The following is a 23,794-nucleotide window of genomic DNA, read 5'->3' as shown; positions in this document are numbered from 1 at the left end:
TAACGGCACAGAAAAGTTACTAAATATACTGTTTATGTACTATTTATGTGACGTGACTTAAATCCCAACAATCAAGCGAGAACTAAAATTATGGAAAGCACATTGTTTACTGCATTAAGCACCAACGAAGAAGCTAACTTGTCTGGTGGTGGTAAAACGCCAATGGCGGCAATGGCGGCAGAGGCGGCAGAGGCGGCAGAGGCGGCGACTCTACTGCCACTGGTGGCGTTTTTATCGGAACCGCCGGACCTATTAATGGTAGTGGCCCTATTGATGGAGGAAGTACAACTAGTGCAGTTGGTGGAGTTGGTGCAGTTGGTGGAGTTGGTGGAGTTGGTGGAGCTGGTGGAACTGGTAACGGATAGAAAATTCATCGCCATCGATTTTGTTACTTGAAATGTAACGTGACTTAAATCCCAACAATCAAGCGAGAACTAAAATTATGGAAAGCACATTGTTTACTGCATTAAGCAACAACGAAGAAGCTAACTTGTCTGGTGGTGGTAACGCCAATGGCGGCAATGGCGGCAGAGGCGGCAGAGGCGGCAGAGGCGGCGACTCTACTGCCACTGGTGGCGTTTTTATCGGAACCGCCGGACCTATTAATGGTAGCCCTCTTAATGGAGGAACTACAACTAGTGGAACTGGTGGAGCTGGTGGAGCTGGTGGAGCTGGTGCAGCTGGTGCAGCTGGTGGAACTAGTAACGGATAGAAAATTCATCGCCATCGATTTTGTTACTTGAAATGTAACGTGACTTAAATCCCAACAATCAAGCGAGAACTAAAATTATGGAAAGCACATTGTTTACTGTATTAAGCACCAACGAAGAAGCTAACTTGTCTGGTGGTGGTAACGCCAATGGCGGCAATGGCGGCAGAGGCGGCAGAGGCGGCAGAGGCGGCGACTCTACTGCCACTGGTGGCGTTTTTATCGACGGAACCACCGGAGCTATTAATGGTAGCCCTATTGCTGGTGGAACTACAGGTAGTGCAGCTGGTGGAGCTGGTGCAGCCGGTGGAATTGGTGGAGTTGGTGGAGCTGGTGGAACTTCTAACGGATAGAAAAGTCATCGCCATCGATTTTGTTACTTGAAATGTGACGTGACTTAAATACCAACAATCAAGCGAGAACTAAAATTATGAAAAGCACATTGTTTACTGCATTAAGCACCAACGAAGAAGCTAACTTGTCTGGTGGTGGCAACGCCAATGGCGGCAATGGCGGCAGAGGCGGCAGAGGCGGCAGAGGCGGCGACTCTACTGCCACTGGTGGCGTTTTTATCGGAACCGCCGGAGCTATTAATGGTAGTGGCCCTATTGCTGGAGGAACTACAACTAGTGCAGCTGGTGGAGCTGGTGCAGCCGGTGGAATTGGTGGAGCTGGTGGAATTGGTGGAACTAGTAACGGATAGAAAATTCATCGCCATCGATTTTGTTACTTGAAATGTAACGTGACTTAAATCCCAACAATCAAGCGAGAACTAAAATTATGGAAAGCACATTGTTTACTGTATTAAGCACCAACGAAGAAGCTAACTTGTCTGGTGGTGGTAACGCTAATGGCGGCAGAGGCGGCAGAGGCGGCAGAGGCGGCAGAGGCGGCGACTCTACTGCCATAGGTGGCGTTGTTATCGACGGAACCACCGGAGCTATCAATGGTAGCTCTATTGCCGGAGGAACTACAAATAGTGGCGCTGGTGGAGCTGGCGCAGCTGGTGGAGCTGGTGGAGCTGGTGGAATTGGTGGAACTGGTAACGGATAGAAAAGTCATCGCCATCGATTTTGTTACTTGAAATGTGACGTGACTTATATCCCAACAATCAAGCGAGAACTAAAATTATGGAAAGCACATTGTTTACTGCATTAAGCACCAACGAAGAAGCTAACTTCTCTGGTGGCACCAGAGGCGGCAGAGGCGGTAATGGCAGCAATGGCGGCAATGGCGGCAATGGTGGCAGAGGCGGCAGAGGCGGCGACTCTACTGCCATAGGTGGCGTTGTTATCACAAATTCCGGCCCTATTAATGGTAGCCCCATTAATGGAGGAACTACAACTAGTGGAAATGGTGGAAATGGTGGAGCTGGTGGAGCTGGTGGAGCTGGTGGAGCTGGTGGAACTTCTAACGGATAGAAAATTCATCGCCATAGGCAAAGCTATGAGGTTTAGTAGAAGGGAAACAATAAACTTCAAGAGACGATTAACCGCGCCTTTAGAGACACGATTAACCGTACCATTAGAGAAATCAAGCGTCACGTTTTAAATAATTTACCCTGTTGCCGCAGGTGAAGTTACTTTTGCACGTGCCTCAATTGCTAATTGACCTACCAGCCATTAGCTAGTTCTTTATCGGAATAACATTACATAGTTTTTTGTTACCATCTACTTTTCTTAAACAAACTTAACATTGACGTTGCCCACCAGCAACCGTGGAGAAGTTTCAGCAGCGCTTTTCCCTAAATATACTGTTCACCATTGAGTAGTCCACTAGGGAAATAAGCGCTGTTCCTTGAGAAATTGGCAATATTCATCACAATCCAACAACTTGCAGATGTAGATAACGAAACTATTTTTACAAAACTTACTCTAAACGAATAAGCAAGCTTGTCTAATATCTACTTTATCTAAAATGAGCAACTAAGCTGACTTTATCGGGCGAAAACCCTAGATTATTCGTTTAGAGTAAGTAAGGTAAATATAACTAAAATTCCTGATGTTTTTTCTGTTGAGACATCAAACATGACCATTTTGGTACGCACTTGCTCTCGTTATCTTAAGTGAAAACAGCTCGATCAAAAGTTCAGAACTGAATAATTAGCAACTTAAGGTTAACTATGGAATGCACTCAAATATCCCCCATGTTTATCTCACTAACTCAAACCGAAGAAGCAAACTTGTCTGGTGGTGAGGCCACGGCTAGTAGCAGTGGAGTTGTAACGAACGGAGCGCGTGGACAAGACGGAGCTGCTGGACAAAACGGAGCGTCTGGACAAAACGGAGCGTCTGGACAAGACGCAGTATCTGGGCAAGCGGGTGTACTAAATTTACAGAGTTCCGAACTAAATCTAATTAATAGAAGAAAAGAACTTTTACAAAGGCTATCGTCTCGACTAACAACTCTAAGAAAAAGATAATACAACTAAACTAGACTGTTGGTCAAATTTTTAGCCATGCAGGGATAAAACCCTGCTATTTTTTGAGTTTTGTCACGATGTTATTGATACTGGAGTGCGAAATGAAATACCAAGTTGTTACACAACATAGTGAAGAAGATTGTGGAGCGCTTGTCTTGCTTCCATTGCCAAACACTATCGGACGTAACTTTACACTAAATCGCATTCGGGAAGCCGTAGGCACTGGGCAATTAGGAACAACATTGTTGGGACTGAGGCGGGGAGCGGAGGCACTTGGTTTCAATGCCCGATCGGTCAGAGCGTCAAATGAAATATTAGACCGGATGAACCAAGCGCCACTACCAGCAATCATTCACTGGAAAGGTTACCATTGGGTTGTTTTGTATGGTCAAAAAGGCAAGAAATATATAGTTGCCGATCCCGCAGCTAACATTCGTTATATCTCTAGAAAAGAATTAATAGAAGCTTGGCCAGATATGGTGATGCTTTTGCTAGAGCCAGATTCGGTTCGCTTTTATGCTCAACCGGATGAGAAAATAGGCGGCTTTGGGCGCTTTGTGCGGCGTGTATTGCCTTATCGAGGCATATTATTTGAGGCTTTTCTCTGCGCTTTAGTTCTAGGTCTGATTTCATTAACTTCTCCATTTCTAATCCAAATTCTTACAGATGATGTACTAGTTCGAGGCGATACAAGGCTTCTTGGTGCTGTGATTGGTGCCGTTATAGTGATGAATTTTGTGGGAAGTAGTTTGCAACTAATTCAATACAACCTCATTGCCTCATTTTGCCCAACGGCTTGAGTTAGGGTTAGTTCTGGAATTTGCCAGGACAATCTTGAGAATACCTCTGACTTACTATGAACCGCGTCGTAGTGGGGAGATTGTTAGCAGATTACAAGATATTCAACAAATTAATCAGCTAGTTTCTCAAGTAGTTGTCAGTCTGCCTAGCCAATTATTTATTGCAGTAGTTTCTTTAAGTTTCATGCTGTTCTATAGCTGGAAACTCACCTTTGCTGCCTTTATTATTTGCTATTGTAATGTCTTTATCTACAATCGTATTCCTACCTGCACTTCAACAAAAAGTTAGAAGTCTATTGGTTTTAGAAGCAGAAAACCAGGGCGTTCTTGTTGAAAGCTTTAAAGGGGCGCTAACACTCAAAACCACTGCTGCTGCTCCTCAATTTGGGAAGAATTTCAAAACCGATTTGGACGATTATCAAACCAAATATTCCGCACAGTTCAGATTGGAATTATTAATAATGTTTTCTCTGGGTTCGTTTCTGGTATTGGCAGCATTAGCTTAATTGGTTTTGGCAGCATTCTAGTTATTAGTAAAGAACTAACTATTGGTCAAATGCTGGCATTTAACGGCATGAATGGTAATTTTTTGGCATTCATTGGTACTGTCATCAGATTTATAGATGAATTCACTCGTGCCAAAACTGCTACGCAGCGCTTAACAGAAGTTATTGACTCTACACTTGAAACTCAAGGCGATACTAACAAACCCTTTGCTAAAATTCCTACCAATGCTGATATTATTTGCACAAATCTCAACTTTCACTACGCTGGGAGACTAGATTTACTGGAAGATTTCTCTCTAACTATTCCTGGTGGTAAAGTTATTTCCCTAATTGGTACATCTGGCTGTGGGAAAAGTTCTCTTGCTAAATTGATTGCCGGATTATATACACCTAACTCTGGTAATATTCGCATTGGTATTTATAATCTGCAAGATTTAGCCCTTGATTGTTTGCGACAACAAGTAGTACTAGTTCCGCAAGATGCTCATTTTTGGAGTCGCTCAATTATTGAAAACTTTCGGTTAGGTTCTCCTCACGTCACCTTTGAGCAAATTGTCAACGCTTGCCAAATTGCTGAGGCAGACGATTTTATTAGTAAACTACCTGAAAAATATCAAACTGTATTAGGTGAATTTGGCTCAAATATTTCTGGTGGACAACGGCAAAGATTAGCTATAGCAAGAGCTATCCTCAACGATCCACCAGTCCTAATTTTAGATGAATCAACAGCTGGACTAGATCCTGTGAGTGAAGTTAAAGTTTTAAATCAGCTGTTGTTGCATCGTCAAGGCAAAACTACGATTCTGATTAGCCACCGTCCGAGAGTAATTGCCCGTGCTGATTGGATTGTGCTATTAAATCAAGGTAAATTACAAATTCAGGGGACTGTGGAAGATTTGCGTGCCCAACCAGGAAACCATTTAGACTTTTTAACCCCTTAATTAAGCTGATGGCCTTTATAGTATTTTTCAGGTATTTAGACCACAACTTAGACGGTGAATAGGAAGTGGTGTTAATACTGGGTAGGTTTTGCCTAAAAAATAGAAATGTGTCGCTACTTTTTTAAAAGTCAAGCGTAGGACTAGTAGTCTGTCAAATTCATTTTGACGGTTAGAGAGACGGGATAAATCGCCGTCTCTACAAGGAATTTATCCGTCAATTAGTTCTTGACAGGCTACGCCTACACCGCAGTGCGACAAAGTTTGAAGTACTTCAACACGACTTCGGAGTACTTCAACACGACTTTGAAGTACTTCAACACGACTTTGAAGTACCTCAACACGACTTTGAAGTACCTCAACACGACTTTGAAGTACCTCAACACGACTTTGAAGTACCTCAACACAACTTTGGAGTACTTCAATACAACTTTGAAGTACCTCAACACAACTTTGGAGTACCTCAACACAACTTTCAAGTACTTCAACATAACTTCGAGGTATGTGTTGCTTGTATATAGCGATTATCATTCAGATGCAGTACAAAATTATATGGCAAGGTGTAGGGGCACGGCAGTGCCGTGCCCCTACGGACGTACTTCACTAGACTGGAAAACGCTATAGCAGTCCTAAATCATTCGTGATTTTGGGTAACGCTTACGCTCAACTAAACTTACAAATATTCTTAACCAAGCAGTATTGATATCCATCTTGGCTGCGAGTAAGTCATTTAACTGTGGGGTAATAATTAATAATTACGTAAATACACGGAGTGTAGTTTTTGGCAGAATCATCAATTAGGAATCATGTTGACTTACAGTTAGATGCCCGATTTATTAAAGAAGTCGGGGATCTTAGTGTTCGAGAATGATTGAAGTTTGCTATCGACGAGGCAAGTCTCAAGCATTACTTTGATGAACTCAAAGCTAAACCTAAACAAATTACTATTTATCCTAAAGTTTTGGCAGATAATTTCAGACAACGATCTAGCTCTATTTGATTATTTTCAAGAAATAAAAGCCATCAACCTTACTTTTCAAGAAAACAGTAAATATACTGTTGCAATTATATTAGTTAGTTTAGAACTCTAACTATTGCAACCATCAGCCAAAATGCTATGTGTCTTTTTTGTTTCTAAACCATGAATTAGATATCACAATTTCCTTAAACAGGGCTATTTGTCAGGAAAATGAGATATTTATACTGAGGGATTCATAAAAACTTATTTAATAAAATCTTTTGTATATATATACTTGTCGTTAAGAAGTATTAAGAAATACTTATTAAAGAATATTGCAATAGCTTGATTTAATTGCTAACGTGTGTATGACAGCGATGCTGATGAACGCTCGGATCTAGGAGAAATAAAATCTATGAGCTATACCCATTCAGCCAAGTGTGTTAGGCTTTGACGGGTTTAAAACGAGAAAGTTCTGCCTCATATAGACAACTATGAGGGATTGCAGATTAACCAAGAAATGTCTCGTTGCTAAAGGCTTAGTTTCAGTTTGATTTCAATTGCGATTGATTATTTGTCTTACTTTGTTCCGACAAGTAAGTAGCTCTTGCTTGTGTGTACCGGCAATAACGAAGAGTTTGGTAAGACTTAAATTTTGGAGAATAAAACTAATGGAGATTCAAGGTAAAGTTGCCCTAATTACAGGGGCTTCGCGTGGAATTGGACGAGCGATCGCCATCGAATTAGCGCAACAAGGCATCAAGCGGATGATATTGGTAGCACGCGATCGCCAAAAGTTAGTCGAAGTAGCAGAAGGAAATTGAGACGATGGGCACAGAAACTGCGATCGTCGCCTTAGATTTGACTCAAACAATTGAAGTAAATATCGCTGTTGCCCAATTATGGCGCAATTACGGGCAGATTCACCTGCTGGTTAATTGTGCGGGAGTCGCATACCAAAGTTCGTTTTTGCAATCCAAAATGCCCCAAGTCCAAGAAGAACTCTCTGTAAACTTGTTAGGGATGTACAACCTTACTAGTCTGATTGCTCGACGCATGGCTAGCCAAAGACAAGGAACAATTGTCAATAGTATCGAGTCTGATGGGGAAGGTGGCTGCACCGACGATGGCGACTTACTCAGCAACTAAGTTTGCTATCTTAGGATTTACCCAAGCCTTGCGCCAGGAACTAGCTGATTACAATATCCGCGTCATTGCATTGCTGCCTACCCTGACAGACACAGACATGGTGCGCGACTTAAAATTATTTCGTTGGGTGATCCCTATGACTCCCCAGCAGGTAGCTAAAGCCCTCGTCACCGGAATGCAAAATGATTCATCAGAAATTTTAGTCGGATGGCAAAGTCATTTAGCCGTGTTGTGTCAACGCTTTGCCCCTTGGCTGTTAGAGCTAATTTTACGAATAGCAACACCGCCAGCACCAAGCAGACAACGGCTGATTGAAAAACTTATCCCTTCGCGTAGCGTCTCGTAGAGAAGGGGAGATGCCGAGAGCGATCGCTAACTCAACACTCCTGAACAAACTTGTCCGAAATCTTCAGTCTTTTGGCTTTACCCTTGTGCAACAAAGTAACGCTCACAGTGCCAAGAAATGCTAATAAGCTGAAAGTAGAAGTAGATTCAGGAACAGATTTGGGATTCTCAATTTTGATAACTTGTCCAAGTCCAGGGCGATCGCCTCGGTTTGTCACGTAGATAGCATTATCAGCACCAATAGTCAAAGCAGTAGGAGACTCTAATCCATTGCCACTCAGAATAGTTGTGCGAGTTCCATCACTCGCTATTTTAATTACAGAACCATCTAGATTCCCTTTCCAGAGTGATTGATTAGCGTACTGCAAAGCATATAAATTACCCTCTGTATCAAAATCTAAGTCAGTAAGTTGGGTAAAGCCATTGGTATAAACTGTTGGTTGAGCATCAGCACCAATTCGATAGATTTTTGCTTCACCTTCTGGAAAAGGAAAACCAGTTAATTCGCTAATATAATAAGCGCCATCTGGGCCTTTAGCGATATTTGTGGGTACTGCTTGGATTTCAAATGGCGATGATGATGCGCCAGAGGGAAAAATTGGATTAGTTAATGTCTGCCTGGGAATTGTGGCGATCGCCTTTAAATTACTGCCATCAGTACCTACGCTGAGTAACTCATTAGCACCAGTATCAACTGCAACAATGTTATTCCCATCTAAAAGAAGAGAGAAGGGATTGCTAATTAGATCGCCTTGATCTGGATTATTTGCAAGTTCATAATTAGCTAAATCAGCAACACTAGTCCAGGAATTTGTATTGAAATTAGCAGTGATAATTTTTCCTAAGTCAGTGTTACCTAATGTGGCGCGAAATGTGGGATTTGAACCATACCCAATTGCAATATAAGGCTTGCCAGTAGCATCAAATTTGATATCTTGAGGCCCAGAAGTATCAGTACCATCTGGTAATGCTAAAGAAGGAAGTCCTGTAAGTATGCGTTCTTGCGTACCATTTCCAATTTTTGTCACTGCACCAGTTGTGCCATAACATAAAGATTGGTTTGCAACGCTCGGTGAAGGAACACAAGCTCCACTGCCGCCTGTTCCTGCTTCGGTGACGTAGAGACTTCCATCAGTACCAAAACTTAGACCCCGTGGATTATTAAGACCATCGGCAATTACCGAAAACGATGCCGCCTCTGCTGCTTTCATTCCCGAAAAAGCAGTAATAGAAACACTCAAAAATGTAATTCCAAATTGTTTTAGTTTCATTAGACCTGTCCTAAAATTAAATTCGCGTAAGTAAAGATAGAATAGAAAATCTTATGTTGATAAATACTAATATTTACCGTGTATCTTTTTTATGGATTTTACAGCTTACTTAAAAGAGGGAAACAGATTCAAACTCAGAAACCCAGATGAAATCTAATTTTCTTAATTTTGAGTTGTATCATACCATTTCCAAAAATCTTTGCAACATAATGAATTGGCTATAGGGGCGTACAAATGTACGCCACTAGCAACAAAATTAAATAGGATAGCTGTATATTTTCCAACACTTTTTATACAAGTATTAGATCCGAACTGTTGAATTATAGTGCGGGACTACAAGACGATCGCAGTTTACATTAATACATAAAGTTGCAGATCAGAAATTGCTGGGCGATCGCATAATTTAGACATACCTTGTTTCGGAGCAATCAAAAATGCTTTCCTTCCCTACAACACTGACTCCTTTGCCCGAAATCATTGATGGCTTACCGAATATATCTGGTTGGGAAACAGAGGTTCTCTCTGTAGTTAACCACGATCAGCCAGTATTTTTACCAACAACAAACATCCGCTTAGAAGATGTAAATGCTGTGTTTGCGATCGCCTTACACATGCACCAACCAACTATACCTGCTGGAAATGGCAGTACACTTATCAGTAATCTGCAATATATGTTTGAACATCCTCATGAAGGGGATAATCACAATGCAGATCCTTTTGCCCGTTGTTACAGCCGCATGGGAGACTTGATCCCTGAACTTGTCAATCAAGGTTGCAATCCGCGTGTAATGTTGGATTACTCTGGTAATCTGCTGTGGGGACTGCGACAAATGGGACGCGGTGATGTTCTCGATAATCTGAAACGCATCACTTGCGATCGCACCTACCAACCTTATGTAGAGTGGCTGGGTACTATGTGGGGTCATGCAGTTATTCCTTCCACACCCATAGCAGATATTAAATTACATATCGTTGCATGGCAACATCACTTCGCCGCAATTTTTGGTTGGGAAGCACTAGCGCGAGTCAAAGGATTTTCGCCCCCAGAAATGCACCTACCAAATCACCCTGATGCTCTCTATGAATTTGTGAAAGCGCTGAAAGAATGTGGATATCGCTGGCTACTGGTTCAAGAACATTCTGTAGAAACTCTTACTGGTCAATCTCTCACTCATAAACATTTACCACATCGTCTGGTTGCCCGCAATTCTCAAGGTGAAACAATTAGCATTACAGCCTTAATTAAAACCCAAGGTTCGGATACTAAATTAGTTGCCCAGATGCAGCCTTATTATGAAGCAAAAACCTTATCAAAACAACAAATTGGCAGTGTTTTTGTACCACCAATAGTTAGTCAAATTGGCGATGGCGAAAATGGCGGCGTGATGATGAATGAATTTCCTAGCGCTTTTAAACAAGCTTGGTGGGATATGGTAAATCATGGCGAAGGAAAATCAGGTGTTGTTGGGATCTGTGGGACAGAATATTTAGAATTAATCGAAGCTGCTGGATGCAAACCTGAAGAATATCCAACTTGTCAGCCGGTGGGACAACATCAAATTTGGGAGCGAGTTTCACCAGAAAATAATCAACTGGAAGCTGTAGAGAACGCGATTCAAGAATTGAAGCAAATAGACTCTAATTTTCATCTGGATGGAGCCTCATGGACAAATCATATCAGTTGGGTAAAAGGATATGAAAATGTGTTGTCTCCGATGTATCAGTTAAGTAGTTTATTCCATCAAAAAATTGATCCATTACTGCAAACTGATTCAGCAGAACCATTCACTAGACAATCTCAATACCGTAACGTTCTTCTACATAACCTTTTGCTGCAAACCAGTTGTTTTCGTTATTGGGGACAAGGCGCTTGGACTGATTACGCACGGGAAATTTACCAACGTGGCGAAAATTTATTGCAGATGAATTGAATTGGGGATTGGGGAGATAAAAGTCAGGTAGATTGAGATTTAGTTCAAGTAAATGGGAAATCTAAGTGTAAGTTGCTGGGTGCTGATATCCGAATTATATTAGCTACTTGGTATTTAAACTTACAATGAGGTAGTTGTGTTTCGAGTTTTTGTTGGCCATAGCGACGATCCTGACTCTCAAAATGCGATCGCTGAAGTTCTTCAAGAATGTAGCCGTTCCCTTGTCGGCTCCCTTCCTCAGGCTGGAATTTTATTCACTGCTATAGACTTTGATCATGCGTTAATTTTGCAACGTATCCAAGATGCTTTTCCCGGAATTGAGTTGATTGGTGGAACGACAAATGGAGAGATCTCTTCAATTCTGGAGTTTCAGCAAGATTCTCTGACCTTAATGCTGTTTGCTACCGATGAAGTGGAAATTCACTCAGGGATTGGACGAGGAGCATCCAAAAATCCAGCCCTTGCAGCCCAAGAAGCGATCGCCCAAGCTAAGGCAAAGAGTGCATCTGTACCACAATTGTGCCTTACCTTCCCTGATAGTCTAACCAGCAATGGGGTTTTAATTTTAGAAGCTTTAAAACAAAGCCTGGGAGAATATATTCCCATCATTGGCGGAATGACTGCCGATGACTACACCTTTGACAAAACCTATCAATTCTTCCAAGGTGAAGTATTGAGTGATTCAGTTCCAGTGCTACTATTTTCTGGAAAACTACAATTTTCTCACGGAGTTGCTTGTGGTTGGACTCCCATCAGCCAACGTAGCCGTGTAACTAAAGTGGATGGTAACGTCGTCTATGAAATTGATGGACAGCGCGCCTTAGATTTCTATCAGCATTATCTCGGTGAAGAAAGATTTGCGTCCAACTATTCTATCTATGCTCTGGCAGTTTTTGAGGATCAAAATCATTTCTATTTGCGGGCACCCAATGGCTACGATCAACAGTCTGGTAGCGTGAAGTTTTTTTTAGATATTCCTGAACAGGCAGTTGTGCAAATTACTGATGCAACTCGTGACGATATTCTGTCAGCTTCTGAGACATCTTTGAAGAATGCTCTTGCCGATTATCCCGGTGTGGAGCCAACAGCAGCGTTACTTATTTCCTGTGCAGCTCGTCGGCGAATTCTGGGAACTTTGACAAGGCTTGAATATCAGCTTGTCAAACTCATTTACCAAAGGCATTACCTTGTTGTGGTTTCTATGCTTATGGTGAAATTGCTCCTTTAGTGAGTAGAAGTCAAACCCAAATTCATAACAAAACGTTTGTAACACTGTTAGTAGGGACAAAATGAGTAGTGTATGGATAACCAAGACAATTCCATACAAATCCAAGAGTTGGAAAAGACAAACCGCATCTTGCAAAAAAAGCTGGAACGCTGCCAAAACGAACGCCGCCAGTTAGAAACTGACATTGCAACAAAGGAGTTTTTACTTAAGAAAGTCATTTGTGAGTTAGAAGAATCTCAAACAAACTTGCAGCAAAGAGGCCAAGAGTTAGAAAATACGTTAGATAGTTTGCATCAAATGCAAGCTCAAATGATTCAAAGCGAAAAGATGTCTGCCCTTGGTCAAATGGTGGCTGGGATTGCTCACGAAATTAACAATCCCGTTAGCTTTATTTATGGAAATCTCAGCTATATCAGCCAATACACCCATGACTTATTACGACTTGTCCAGCTTTATCACCGTTATATTCCTAACCCACCTGCTGAAATTCAAACCGAACGCAAAACTATCGATTTAGAGTTTTTGGAAAAAGACGCGATTATGGTATTGCACTCAATGAATATCGGGACGGAGCGGATTCGAGAGATTGTGCTGTCACTGCGTAACTTCTCGCGCCTGGATGAAAGTGAGTGCAAAGCCGTAGATATTCATGAAGGCATCGACAATACTTTGATGATTTTGCAGCACCGCCTGAAAGCCACTGATAAAAGCCCAAAGATTCAGATTATCAAAGACTACGGCAATTTATCTCATGTAGAATGCTACGCTGGTCAGTTAAACCAAGTGTTTATGAATATTCTCGTAAATGCTCTCGATGCCCTTGAAGAACTCAATGCTCAACGAACTTATCAGGAAATCCGCGATCATCCCAGTTGCATCAAGATTAGTACCTCTGTCGTTGATTCGCAATGGGTAAAAATTGCGATTGCAGACAATGGCTCTGGGATTCCTGAATCGATTCAAAAACAGATTTTCAACCCCTTCTTCACAACCAAACCTGTTGGAAAGGGGACAGGAATGGGCATGGCTATTAGCTATCAAATCATCACCGAAAAACATGGCGGCAAGTTAGATTTCTTTTCGACACCTGAAAAAGGAACGGAGTTTGTGGTTCAAATTCCTATCCAGCAGCAAATTTGTCCAGTAATCTAAGCAACGTTATGATGGGTATTCTAATAATTCGTAATTCAGAATCAATCAAACTAAAGGCAATAATATTTCAAATTTTGTACCTATACCAATCTGTGAATGAAAATTCAATTTACCGCCATGTCTGCCGGTAATAATTCTATAACTTACAGCTAAACTAGTATTTTTACCATTCTTCTTTTCACTAGAAAAAGACTCTATAATTTGCTGTTGTAATTCTTCAGACATTCCAGAGCCATTGTCAGCAATGCGAATTAAAATCCAGCGAGAATCTGGTGCATCTGGATTGCTTGCTTCTTGCGAAATAACTTCTGTGGTAATCTCAATTCGAGGCTTTTGAATAGTTTTTGTCTCTTCTAAATGCAACTGTTGCCGTACTGCTTCATTGAGTAAAGTATCCACAACTTCGCTTAAAATATTCATCAAAACTTGGTTTAACTGCCCCATAAAGCAATATACTGGAGGTAGCTGACCGTAATATTTGACGATTTCAATTTCTCCTTGAAGACGGCTATTAATTAATAAAGTAATACTATCTATACAGGCGTGTAAATCTACAGGCTTGGGATAAAGTTCATCAATATGACAGAAGTTTTGCAAACTAGTTACAAGTTTCTTTAATCTCTCCGCTCCCGTGCGAATACTTGCAAGCGATCGCGACAAATCTTGTTCTAAAAAATCAAATTCAATTTCTTCTTTAATTTGATTAATTGCCTGGGAAACTGATGGTAGCTCTTTGTCGTAAGCCGCGATCAGCTTGAGTAAATCTTGGCTGTAGTTGGAAACATAAATTATGTTACCCCAAATAAAACCCACTGGGTCTAAAATCTCATGCGCTACGCCGTCTACCAAGCGCCCTAGATTTGCCATTTTATCATTTTGAATCATTTGGGCTTGACTGCGTTCATACCGAATCAGATTGTCGATTCCCCGAATTTGCCAAGAAATAATACTTAATTCTTGGACATCTAACAATCTATAAGCACCAGATTCTGTTTGTACTACAATTGGTTCTGCTAACAATTCTGGCGATCGCTTTAAGCTAAGTTGCATCGCCGTTAAAATCGATGTTGTATCAGCAACCAACAAAATTGATGTCCGCGCATAACTGTAAAGAACGGCTAATGGTTGCTGAACAAATAACTCTTGTCCGAATGGGCGAATCAAAAATTCCAGCAGTCGCCGCCGCGAAATCATGCCAATGAACTGTCCCTGTTCTACCAAAATTACTCCTGGTAACAGAGGATATTTTTCCAAAAAACTAGCCACTTCCATAGCGGTGTGGTTGATTTCCACCGAGAAGTTGTACATTGGTAGTTCTTGGAGAGTTGAATCTAAATCAAGATCGCGATCGCTACCAAGACACAAAAATGGCGGTGAGATTTCGCAGCTGAATTCTTCTGGCACTAGACATCCTGATTTTTTCAAACACAGGTAAACAATAAATTAATATTTTACATTCTGCCACCCTCAAAATTCAGTTTTTTTAGGTATTTAATAAGACTAGTGGTCTGTGAAGGTAAAAATTCTTTGGCGTACAATTTATAATTTGGTTGGAAAATATTTAGAGAGCGATGTCTACGACGGGCTACGCCTACGCAAGCTAAACTAAAAATAACCTTTACGAAGAGTGCAAAGGTAGCGTTATGACTTCTGTAACCAATCCACCCAATGCCCTCGCTCCTTTCCCATTCCCGGATCATACTCAACTTCCTGAGTCCAATGGTACGTTTGTGTTCGCGGAGCGTGCCGAAGGCAAAAATTGGCAAGAGCATCCCCAAAGCCTCCTACTAACTGACTCTATTACACCCATCCTCAAGCAATTAAATCCTGAAGGAGAATACTGTATAGGGCAGGACTTAGGCATTTACTGGCGGTTGACCGATCCCCTTGAAAAGGCGCGGAAGCACCAGATTGGTTTTATGTCCCGAATGTACCATTTTTGCTCAATGGGCAAACGCGACGTTCTTATGTGATGTGGCGAGAGTTTATTGCCCCGTTGATTGTCTTAGAATTTGTCTCTGGGGATGGTAGTAAAGAACGGGATAAAACTCCTTTGAAGGGTAAATTTTGGATTTATGAGCAGGTGATTCGTCCTGCCTTCTACGGCATTTATGAAGCGAGTAAAGCCAGCCTAGAAGTTTATCATCTGATTGAAGGACAGTATCAGGTTTTACCAGCAAATGAACGAGGACATTATCCTATAGTTGCTTTGGGTGTTGAATTAGGTTTATGGCAAGGAGTTTATCAGAATGTGGAATTACCTTGGCTGCGTTGGTGGGATTTAGAAGGTAATTTGTTGTTGAGTGGGGATGAAAGAGCAGAACAGGAATCCCAAAGAGCAGAACAGGAATCCCAAAGAGCTGATCGCCTAGCTGCCCAATTGCGATCGCTCGGCGTTGAACCAGAAACCTGATATCCTAACTACGAATTAAAAAAGGGCTGGTGTAAAAGAGTCATCTGTGGCTTAATTTGTTTAGACACAAATTTTACTGCTACCAGGGTAATCACGATGACAAATAGACCTCCTTCCGAACCGGAGTCATCCCCAAAAACTGCCCTTGGCTTTGATGAATTTATAGCCATTTTGGTTGCCTTCACCACTATCGGAGCGATTCTTTTTTGGTCATTGTCCCGCAGAGATTCTAGCTGGAACTTAAACGGGTTGCTCTTGCCGAACTCCACTCCATCTCCTAGTGTTCAACCAAATCCAGTATTGCCCTCTCCTACTGCCAAGGTAGAACCTTATCCAGTGCCCAACAACGTTTTACCCTATTCTTCACCAGAGGCTGTTGTTGAACCCAAGACACCTTTATTTTCAACTAACAGCGCAACTCCTTACCGCGCAATGTTGCCATCTGTTCTGGTAATCCCGACTCAATCCCCACAAGCACAAACACCTGTATCTTCTTCAATAGAACTTGAGTCATCACTCAAATCATCAGCTTTGCCTTTAGTAACTCCAGTAAAACCAAAATCAATCATTCCGCCGCCAATTGCATTTAACGATGTGCCCAATGACTTTTGGAGTCGGCGTTTTATAGATGTTCTTTCTGCCCGTGGGATTCTTAAAGGGTTTCCTGATTATTCTTTTAGACCAAATCAGCCTGTAAACCGCGCCGAATTTGCTGCCATACTAGAAAAAGCCTTTGACCAAAAACTGTCTAAGACTGCGATCGCATTTCAAGATGTACCAACAAAATTTTGGGCAACTCCAGCAATTGACCAAGCCATCAGTGCCGGATTTCTCAAAGGCTACCCGAAAAAAACCTTCAAACCACAAGAAAATATTTCACGAGTGCAAGTTTTAGTTGCCCTTGCCAGTGGGTTGAATTTGAAAGCACCCACTTCCCCAAATCAGGTTATCAGTGTCTATAAAGATGCTAAAGATATTCCAGCTTATGCTGTCGGCAAAATAGCTGCTGCTACAACTAATGGCCTAGTAGTTAACTATCCAAATCTCCAAGTTCTTGCTCCCAACAAAGTAGCTAGTCGGGCAGAAGTGGCGGCAATGATCCATCAAGCTTTAGTAAAACGGGGCAAATTACAGGCAATTACATCTCCAAATATAGTGCGTAGGTCTAGCCCGCCGCAGGCATCGCCCAAAATATCTCCAGAACTTTCCCAAACTTCAAAAGCGAAGCCAAAGGGTGAATTGCCCACAGGAGGTTCGTCTCAATAATAATCAAATTCCCAAAATTATTTAGTGTTAAAGTTTTGCATAGAAAAGGCTCAAGCATTCTTGCCTGAGCCTTTTCTAGATTCAATTAAGTTACTTTCGTCTACTTAACTTAGCTTATAGCTTAGTAACGGTTACGGTTGTAGCCACCGCCACCACCGCCACCACGATTACCACCGAAGGAACCACCGCCACCTCTGTCTTCTCTGGGCTTGGCTTTATTTACCTTCAGGTCGCGACCAAGCCATTCAGCACCATCAAGAGCTTCAATTGCTTTTGCTTCTTCATCTTCTGAACTCATTTCCACGAAAGCAAAGCCGCGTAAACGACCTGTTTCACGATCAGTAGGTAGTTGAACACGCTTTACAGCACCATATTCTGCAAATACAGCACTTAGCGCATCTTGTGTAACATCATAGGAGAGGTTACCAACGTAAATTGACATCAAATGTCTCCAAAATCATAAGTTTGTAGAGATTTAGATTTCGGAGAGAAGTCTGTAATACCAAAAGGGAAAAGCCTGTCAATACTAAAAACAAACACTGTCGCCGAATTAATTCTCATTTCACTTTCCATGATGACATGGCAATTAACTTTTGGGTAAAAGTTTGAGAAAATGTTATAAAAAGTTATATAAAAAGTTAATGGGTACGTGTTGGCTAGTCTTAAAAGGGGTGAGGCTATAGCGAACCGCACCCACGAGATACTAATCCACTCTCTTTTCTAAATATTGACCAATCATCAACTGCTCACCAGCACGGGAGATAATAGTTTGTCTAGTGCGGTATTTGCTACCAATTAGTTTTAACTCTTCCTCAAAAACTGAACCGTTGTATTCAGTTCGCAAACACAGTGTTTTTGGGTTGGAGAAATAATAGTGGGCGGTGACTGGTTTGGATATGGCAAAACCGCGATCGCGATACAAAATGTTTCCTAAAGCTCCAAATATCGTTGAACCTTGCGACTCTTTCCTTGCCTTTAGCACATCCATACTTTCCCATGTAACTGCTGCACCACAGATCAAACTACCTGTATCAGGCAAATCGTGCATTTGAGCTAGGTTTTGCAATTCATTACAGCCCTGATTGAGAAAATTGATCGTAACTATACTCTCCATCTCCTTGGTTTCTCCTTCAGGTAGAGTGTAGTAGCGCCGTTGCGATCGCCACTTACCCTCTGATTCCTGGAAAAATTCGGAAATCTGGGCTTCGTCGGCGGTTTGGGCAATTTTTAGCAATGATGTCACTTGTAACTTTCCTGACTAATATATTGGCTCTAAATATATATCGCTCTTTTCTTTGCTGTATATGCGATGTCTACGACGGGCTACGCCTACGCCTGTTTGAAATATTACAACGTCAAAAAAAGCAATTTATATTTACTATTCTTAATATATTGGATAGAGCGTAAAAATTACTAGGCATTTTGCTAACTACATTCAATCTGGCTATGTCAGCCTAAGTATATTTATTTAAATACTGCCAATTTTAGAAGAAAGGGCGCAAAATTCCCGTATCTTCAGTCAACTTAAGTTTTCTACCAAGGGCAGATTCCAAGAAATTTAAAAATATTTATACTAAGTTAAGAATTACATCGACAGCTAAAAAGCTGCCTTTATTAATGTAGTGAGTTAAAGTGGTGAGAAGTTTTCGGAATAAAAAGTAATTTTTGATACAAAATTCTGCAAGAAGATAGCTAATTGAATCTCGCCGCTTTTCATTAGTCATAATGTCTCAAAATTACTTGGTAATGCACGGCTGTTTAACCCCAAAAACTCCCCAAAGAAAGGAAAATAAATGATTTTGGATAGAAATAAGCCGCACAAGCAGGCGAAAATCTCACCTTTCGCAGCCGTTAACCAGGTAATTGATACCCAGTTAGATTCAGTTGTGAAAACTGATATGGCTGTTGCAAAAACAAAAAGTAGCTTTGACACAAAAGTGTCTTCCCCTTTTGCATCCATATTATTGATTCCCTGTTTGCTGGGCATAGGACTGCTGAGTGCGAGTTGTGGAGCGCTGCCCAAGGAATCGGCTGATGCACAATCTCAGCAGAGTCCTGGTAGTGGACAAGGTGGTAATAGTGCAACGGCTGTAGATGTAGCGATCGCTCGAACTGACTCGCTGCAAACACAACCAGAATACACAGGTAATACAACAGCCTTTCGGATTATATCAGTGCGATCGCAGGTAGAAGCTCGGTTGTTGGCTTTGAATTTAGATGTGGGTGATACGGTAAAACAAGGGCAAAACGTCGGGCAGTTAGATGCTGCCATACTTTCGACCGAATTAAAGCAAGCAGAAGCAGAGCTAGCAGCCCTCAAATCAGAAGTAGCGCGGGCAACTAATCAGGTAAGCAATGCTCGTGCTGACGTTGAAAGGGCGCGGCTAGAAGTAGTACAAGCTCAGGCAGACTCAGAACGGCAACAAAATTTATTTAAAGCTGGAGCGATCGCGGAACAAACTGCCCAGCAAGCACGTACCCAGGCACAAACAGCAGCCCAGGCACTGCGGGCAGCCCAAGAGCAGGTTCGTACAGAACAGCAAGCCGTCGCCGCCGCCCAAGGTAGAGTACTTGCCCAACAAGCATTGGTTGCTCAAACCAAAGAGCGCAGGTCTTATGCTCAACTCACATCACCCATCACTGGCGTAGTCACAGAAAAGGTGACAGAACCAGGCAACCTTTTGCAAGCAGGTAGCGAAGTCGTAAAAATTGGCGATTTTAACCGTGTAAAAAGTCGTTGTGCAAGTTTCCGAATTAGAACTGGCACAAATTCAAGTTGGGCAGTCTGTACAAGTCCGCTTAGATGCCTTCCCCACCGAAACATTAATTGGCAGAGTTACGCGCATTTCCCCAGCTGCCGATGCCACGGCTCGTTTGATACCTGTAGAAGTAGTAATTCCCAATAGTCAAGGGAAGATTGGTAGCGGATTATTGGCGCGAGTCAATTTTGAAACTCAGACTCAACAGCGAGTAGTAGTGCCACAAACAGCTATTCAAAAACAAGCCGGGGCAGCAAAAGGAGCAGGAGCAGCAAAAATAGCCGGTGGAGAGCAAGAAAACCCATCTGGGACGCTATTTGTTGTGAAAGATACAGAAGGTAAGGCAAAAGTAGTAGCGCGTGCTGTCACTTTAGGAAAAAGGGTTGATGGCAGAGTGGAAATTCTATCTGGCTTACAAGCCGGGGAGCGCTATGTTGTTCGCAGTGGTCAACCCCTAAAAGATGGAGCCGCTGTACGTTTATCAATTCTTTCCGAAACAGCAGAGTCATCCCCTAAAGGGAATTAAAAATTCAAAATGTCTTTTGGAATTTTCCATTTTGCCTTTTTAATTGGAGCGCAGCGACAGTAATGCAGCAAGTAAAAAACGGCGGCGGATTTAGTATCAGTGCTATATCAATCCGCCAACATATCGCACACTCATGCTGACGTTGGCAGTGATAGTCTTAGGGTTCTTTTTTATCGCCAAGTTACCCGTAGATTTACTACCATCAATTACCTATCCTCGGATTGGTGTGCGAATAGAAGCACCTGGAATTTCTCCAGAGGTAGCAGTTGATGAAGTCACAAGACCACTGGAAGAAGCCTTTGCCGCTACCGAGGGCGTGGTACAGATTTTTTCCCAAACTCGTGAGGGACAGATAGTTTGGATCTGTTCATTTCAACCAGGTGGCAATATTGACCAAGCTTTAAACGATGCGACAGCTGCTTTTAACAGAGCTAGAAACACATTACCAGACGCGATCGAAGAACCACGCTTATTTAAAGTCGATCCTTCGCAATTACCAGTTTACGAATTGGCATTAACTTCACCTTCCTTAGAAGGCGTTGATTTGCGCGTTTTTGCCGAAGAAGAACTAGCCCGCGAACTGAGTGTTGTATCTGGAGTCGCAGGGGTAGACATATCGGGAGGAGTTCAAGAAGAAGTTAGGGTCAATATTGATTTGGATCGGTTGCAAGCTTTGGGTGTCGGTTTGACCGATGTCTTAGATGAACTCAGAGATCGCAACATAGATATTTCTGGCGGTCGGATTTTAGGGCAGAATTCTGAACCATTAACCCGTACTGTTGGGCGGTTCCAAAATGCCAATGAAATCAGCAATCTTTCTTTTGAAGTCTCTTCTGCTCCTTCTTCCCCAGTCACCAGTACCCAGTCCCCACTCCCCAGTACCCAATCCCCAGTCCTCAACCGCCGCGTCTATTTGCGCGACTTTGCCGAAGTCATTGATGGCTCAGAACAACAACGGGTGTACGTTCTACTCAACGGGGAAGAAGCTGTAAAAGTTAGTATCCAAAAGCAGCCGGATGCCAACACCATCAATGTTGTTGAGGGTGTGAAACAACGCTTAGAAGAACTCCGGCAATCTGGGGTAGTTCCCGAAGGGACAATTCTGACACCCACCTTGGATGAGTCGCGGTTTATTCGCAACTCGATCTCGAATGTTACCAGTTCTGGATTGATTGGTACTGCACTAGCAGCGATCGCAGTTCTCCTATTTCTTGGTTCTCTACGACAAACTTTCATTATCGTCCTAGCCATTCCCTTAGCAACCCTAGCTGCCATCATATTGATGGGGCTATTTGGCTTATCTATCAACGTTTTTAGTTTGGGTGGTTTGGCATTAGGCGTGGGTATTGTGGTAGATAACTCCATCGTCATGTTAGAGAACATTGCCGAGGGGGCTGGGATGACTCCTGGTAAGGATAATAAAACCCGCTTGAATTCGCAGCAACTAATTTATCAAGCAGAAAAAAGTAGCCAAGAAGTAGAATCAGCTTTAATTGCTTCTACTAGTACAAACTTGGTGGCAGTATTACCGTTTTTGCTCATCGGCGGTTTTATTGCACTACTATTTAATGAGTTAATTCTCACCATCACCTTTTCGGTTGCGGCTTCAATTTTGATTGCTGTAACCGTTGTACCGATGCTTGCCTCCCGAATGTTGGCATGGAAATTTTCTAGCCGTCTGAGCGAATTTTGGCTGTTGCAAAAGTTTAATAGCCGCTTTGATGCTGCTACTAGAGGATACAGCAATTTTTTAGCAGGGATATTACGCTGGCGATTTGTTACGGTAGCGATCGCTATTATCGTTTTTGGCGGCGGCAGTTTGTGGATGGCTCCGCAAATTCCCCAAGAAATTCTCCCCCGCATCAACACCGGACAAGCCAACTTAAACGCCCAATTTCCTCCCGGTACACCTTTAGAAACCAACCAAAAAGTAATGGTTGCAGTGGATGAGATTATCCGCAAGCAGCCAGAAACAGAATATGTTTTCTCTACAATTGGTGGCTCACTCTTTGGAAACACTACCAATGCTAATGCCCTACGAGCTTCCAGCAATATTACCCTGAAGACAGGTACTAATGTCCAAGCTTATGTAGAACGAGTTACCCAAGAGTTAAATAAGCTAAATTTAGCAGGAATTCGCCTGCGCCTTTCCCCTGGTCAAGTACGGGGTTTGATTCTCAGCAACTCTCCGATCCGTGGTGCTGATGTTGACGTGATGCTTCAGGGAAATGACGTAAATAATTTAGAAGAAGCTGGTCGTCAGGTACTAGCAGCCTTGGAAGAACAAGCTACACTAGCGAGATTTCGTCCCGATGCAGACGATCGCCAACCAGAAATTCAGATTCTTCCTGATTGGGAGAGAGTTTCAGCTTTGGGTTTAACTACCACACAAATTGGGGAAACAATTCAGACTGCTCTTGAAGGTAGCGTACCAACTCAGTTGCAACGCGGCAACCGTTTAGTCGATGTTCGCGTCAAGTTGAATGAAAAATCATTGCAAGCAGCTTCTCAGTTGCAGAGGTTGCCATTGTTTGTCGATAACAATCGCCAAATTCGCTTGAGTGATGTTGCCAAAATTGCTGAAGCTCAAGCTCCAGGAGAAGTTCAGCGAATTAACCAGCGTCAGGTTTTCTTAATTGCTGGCAACTTAACTGAGGGAGCTAGCCTTAGTGAGGCCCTAGAACAGGTCAGTACGGTACTAGATAGTCTAGATTTACCTGAAGGTGTCAGCCGCTTACCCAGTTCAGCAGCTGAATCTAATCAGCAACTGCAAAGCTCACTACAACTATTAGGTGGATTAGCTGCCTTTTTAGTCTTTGTGGTAATGGCGGTACAATACAATTCGCTCATTGACCCACTAGTAATTATGTTTACAATTCCGTTGGCATTAGCTGGGGGGATTTTCGGACTTTACATCACCAAAACGGCCATTGGCGCGACAGTGATTGTCGGTGCGGTTTTACTGGTGGGTATTGTAGTTAATAACGCCATCATCATGGTGGAATTGGCCAATCAAATTCTCGAACGGGAAAAAGTTGACCGGAAAACTGCGATTTTGAAAGCTGCACCTCAACGCCTACGACCAGTATTAATGACAACCATTACCACTGTTTTAGGTATGTTTCCCCTAGCGTTAGGAATTGGGGAAGGCTCAGAGTTTCTACAACCATTAGGCGTGGTAGTATTTTCGGGTTTATCTTTGGCAACAGTGCTGACGCTATTTATCATCCCTTGCTTTTATATTCTGTTGCATGATTTGCTGGGTGGAAATTGGGCGAAGCCAGTGTTAAGCCAATTGCATGGATTTACCAAAAAACTTATAAGCTAATGAGCATTTAAGTTGCACATAGTCCTTCTGACTTGATTCTGACCGATAATTGCCAATATTTTGAGAGTGAGGAAGTTATAACTCATAACTTCC

General features: G+C 42.3%; 16 protein-coding genes and 6 pseudogenes. 16 read left to right on the top strand and 6 right to left on the bottom strand.

Annotated features, from left to right (window positions below; genetic code table 11):
• The first annotated feature begins 90 nt into the window (after positions 1 to 90).
• The 8 genes and pseudogenes from ANSO36C_RS18225 to ANSO36C_RS18190 all read left to right on the top strand — a co-directional run bounded on the left by ANSO36C_RS18225 (position 91) and on the right by ANSO36C_RS18190 (position 5,378).
• A complete protein-coding gene (locus ANSO36C_RS18225; protein ID WP_251955685.1) occupies positions 91 to 396 on the top strand; it encodes a hypothetical protein in 306 nt (101 codons plus the stop codon).
• A gap of 46 nt (positions 397 to 442) precedes the next feature.
• Positions 443 to 712 (top strand): hypothetical protein, encoded by a 270-nt coding sequence (locus ANSO36C_RS18220; protein WP_251955684.1) that lies wholly within the window; start codon positions 443 to 445, stop codon positions 710 to 712.
• Positions 713 to 789: 77 nt separating this feature from the next.
• Positions 790 to 1,062: a hypothetical protein gene (locus ANSO36C_RS18215; RefSeq protein ID WP_267145325.1), complete on the top strand. Its 273-nt coding sequence runs from the start codon at positions 790 to 792 to the stop codon at positions 1,060 to 1,062.
• Between the two features lie 77 nt (positions 1,063 to 1,139).
• Entirely contained in the window at positions 1,140 to 1,412 is a 273-nt protein-coding gene (locus ANSO36C_RS18210; RefSeq protein ID WP_251955683.1) for a hypothetical protein, read from the top strand.
• A gap of 77 nt (positions 1,413 to 1,489) precedes the next feature.
• Positions 1,490 to 1,762 carry a hypothetical protein gene (locus tag ANSO36C_RS18205; RefSeq protein WP_251960490.1) on the top strand — a complete coding sequence of 91 codons (273 nt, stop codon included), beginning with the start codon at positions 1,490 to 1,492 and terminating at the stop codon, positions 1,760 to 1,762.
• A gap of 77 nt (positions 1,763 to 1,839) precedes the next feature.
• Positions 1,840 to 2,130 carry a hypothetical protein gene (locus ANSO36C_RS18200; protein WP_251955682.1) on the top strand — a complete coding sequence of 97 codons (291 nt, stop codon included), beginning with the start codon at positions 1,840 to 1,842 and terminating at the stop codon, positions 2,128 to 2,130.
• Between the two features lie 701 nt (positions 2,131 to 2,831).
• Positions 2,832 to 3,131: a collagen-like protein gene (locus ANSO36C_RS18195; RefSeq protein ID WP_251955681.1), complete on the top strand. Its 300-nt coding sequence runs from the start codon at positions 2,832 to 2,834 to the stop codon at positions 3,129 to 3,131.
• Positions 3,132 to 3,232: 101 nt separating this feature from the next.
• A pseudogene (locus ANSO36C_RS18190) lies at positions 3,233 to 5,378 on the top strand (peptidase domain-containing ABC transporter).
• Between the two features lie 207 nt (positions 5,379 to 5,585).
• On the opposite strand, the gene ANSO36C_RS18185 reads toward ANSO36C_RS18190, so the two are convergent.
• Entirely contained in the window at positions 5,586 to 5,906 is a 321-nt protein-coding gene (locus ANSO36C_RS18185; protein ID WP_251955680.1) for a hypothetical protein, read from the bottom strand.
• Positions 5,907 to 7,004: 1,098 nt separating this feature from the next.
• Here ANSO36C_RS18185 and ANSO36C_RS18180 point away from each other — a divergent pair.
• Positions 7,005 to 7,828 (top strand): annotated as a pseudogene (locus ANSO36C_RS18180) (SDR family NAD(P)-dependent oxidoreductase).
• A 31-nt stretch (positions 7,829 to 7,859) separates the two neighbouring features.
• On the opposite strand, the gene ANSO36C_RS18175 reads toward ANSO36C_RS18180, so the two are convergent.
• Positions 7,860 to 9,098 carry a ScyD/ScyE family protein gene (locus ANSO36C_RS18175; RefSeq protein ID WP_251955679.1) on the bottom strand — a complete coding sequence of 413 codons (1,239 nt, stop codon included), beginning with the start codon at positions 9,096 to 9,098 and terminating at the stop codon, positions 7,860 to 7,862.
• A 434-nt stretch (positions 9,099 to 9,532) separates the two neighbouring features.
• On the opposite strand from ANSO36C_RS18175, the gene ANSO36C_RS18170 reads away from it, so the two are divergent.
• The 3 genes and pseudogenes from ANSO36C_RS18170 (at position 9,533) to ANSO36C_RS18160 (ending at position 13,409) form a co-directional block, all read left to right on the top strand.
• Positions 9,533 to 11,029 carry a glycosyl hydrolase family 57 gene (locus tag ANSO36C_RS18170; protein ID WP_251955678.1) on the top strand — a complete coding sequence of 499 codons (1,497 nt, stop codon included), beginning with the start codon at positions 9,533 to 9,535 and terminating at the stop codon, positions 11,027 to 11,029.
• A gap of 136 nt (positions 11,030 to 11,165) precedes the next feature.
• Positions 11,166 to 12,322 (top strand): annotated as a pseudogene (locus tag ANSO36C_RS18165) (FIST signal transduction protein).
• Positions 12,323 to 12,329: 7 nt separating this feature from the next.
• On the top strand, positions 12,330 to 13,409 hold the full coding sequence (locus ANSO36C_RS18160) for an ATP-binding protein (RefSeq protein WP_251955677.1): 1,080 nt from the start codon (positions 12,330 to 12,332) through the stop codon (positions 13,407 to 13,409).
• A 45-nt stretch (positions 13,410 to 13,454) separates the two neighbouring features.
• Here ANSO36C_RS18160 and ANSO36C_RS18155 read toward each other — a convergent pair whose 3' ends face one another.
• Positions 13,455 to 14,813 (bottom strand): sensor histidine kinase, encoded by a 1,359-nt coding sequence (locus tag ANSO36C_RS18155; RefSeq protein ID WP_251955676.1) that lies wholly within the window; start codon positions 14,811 to 14,813, stop codon positions 13,455 to 13,457.
• Positions 14,814 to 15,052: 239 nt separating this feature from the next.
• Between ANSO36C_RS18155 and ANSO36C_RS18150 the strand changes: the two are divergent.
• Positions 15,053 to 15,822, top strand: a pseudogene (locus ANSO36C_RS18150) (Uma2 family endonuclease).
• Positions 15,823 to 15,918: 96 nt separating this feature from the next.
• A complete protein-coding gene (locus ANSO36C_RS18145) occupies positions 15,919 to 17,088 on the top strand; it encodes an S-layer homology domain-containing protein (RefSeq protein WP_251955675.1) in 1,170 nt (389 codons plus the stop codon).
• 121 nt (positions 17,089 to 17,209) lie between these two features.
• Here the strand turns inward: ANSO36C_RS18145 and ANSO36C_RS18140 are convergent, their stop codons facing one another.
• From ANSO36C_RS18140 to ANSO36C_RS18130, 3 genes are all read right to left on the bottom strand, one after another.
• Positions 17,210 to 17,530 (bottom strand): RNA recognition motif domain-containing protein, encoded by a 321-nt coding sequence (locus tag ANSO36C_RS18140; RefSeq protein ID WP_190942914.1) that lies wholly within the window; start codon positions 17,528 to 17,530, stop codon positions 17,210 to 17,212.
• A gap of 261 nt (positions 17,531 to 17,791) precedes the next feature.
• Complete coding sequence (locus tag ANSO36C_RS18135; protein ID WP_251955674.1) at positions 17,792 to 18,331, bottom strand: phycobiliprotein lyase; 540 nt, start codon at positions 18,329 to 18,331, stop codon at positions 17,792 to 17,794.
• Between the two features lie 325 nt (positions 18,332 to 18,656).
• Positions 18,657 to 18,812 carry a hypothetical protein gene (locus tag ANSO36C_RS18130; RefSeq protein WP_251955673.1) on the bottom strand — a complete coding sequence of 52 codons (156 nt, stop codon included), beginning with the start codon at positions 18,810 to 18,812 and terminating at the stop codon, positions 18,657 to 18,659.
• 174 nt (positions 18,813 to 18,986) lie between these two features.
• Between ANSO36C_RS18130 and ANSO36C_RS18125 the strand changes: the two are divergent.
• Both ANSO36C_RS18125 and ANSO36C_RS18120 read left to right on the top strand, forming a co-directional pair.
• Positions 18,987 to 20,373 (top strand): annotated as a pseudogene (locus ANSO36C_RS18125) (efflux RND transporter periplasmic adaptor subunit).
• A gap of 62 nt (positions 20,374 to 20,435) precedes the next feature.
• Positions 20,436 to 23,701: pseudogene (locus ANSO36C_RS18120) on the top strand (efflux RND transporter permease subunit).
• Positions 23,702 to 23,794: the final 93 nt, after the last annotated feature.

The organism is Nostoc cf. commune SO-36 (genome assembly GCF_023734775.1).
Classification (GTDB): domain Bacteria; phylum Cyanobacteriota; class Cyanobacteriia; order Cyanobacteriales; family Nostocaceae; genus Nostoc; species Nostoc commune_A.
This window is presented reverse-complemented; position numbering and strand designations above follow the sequence as displayed.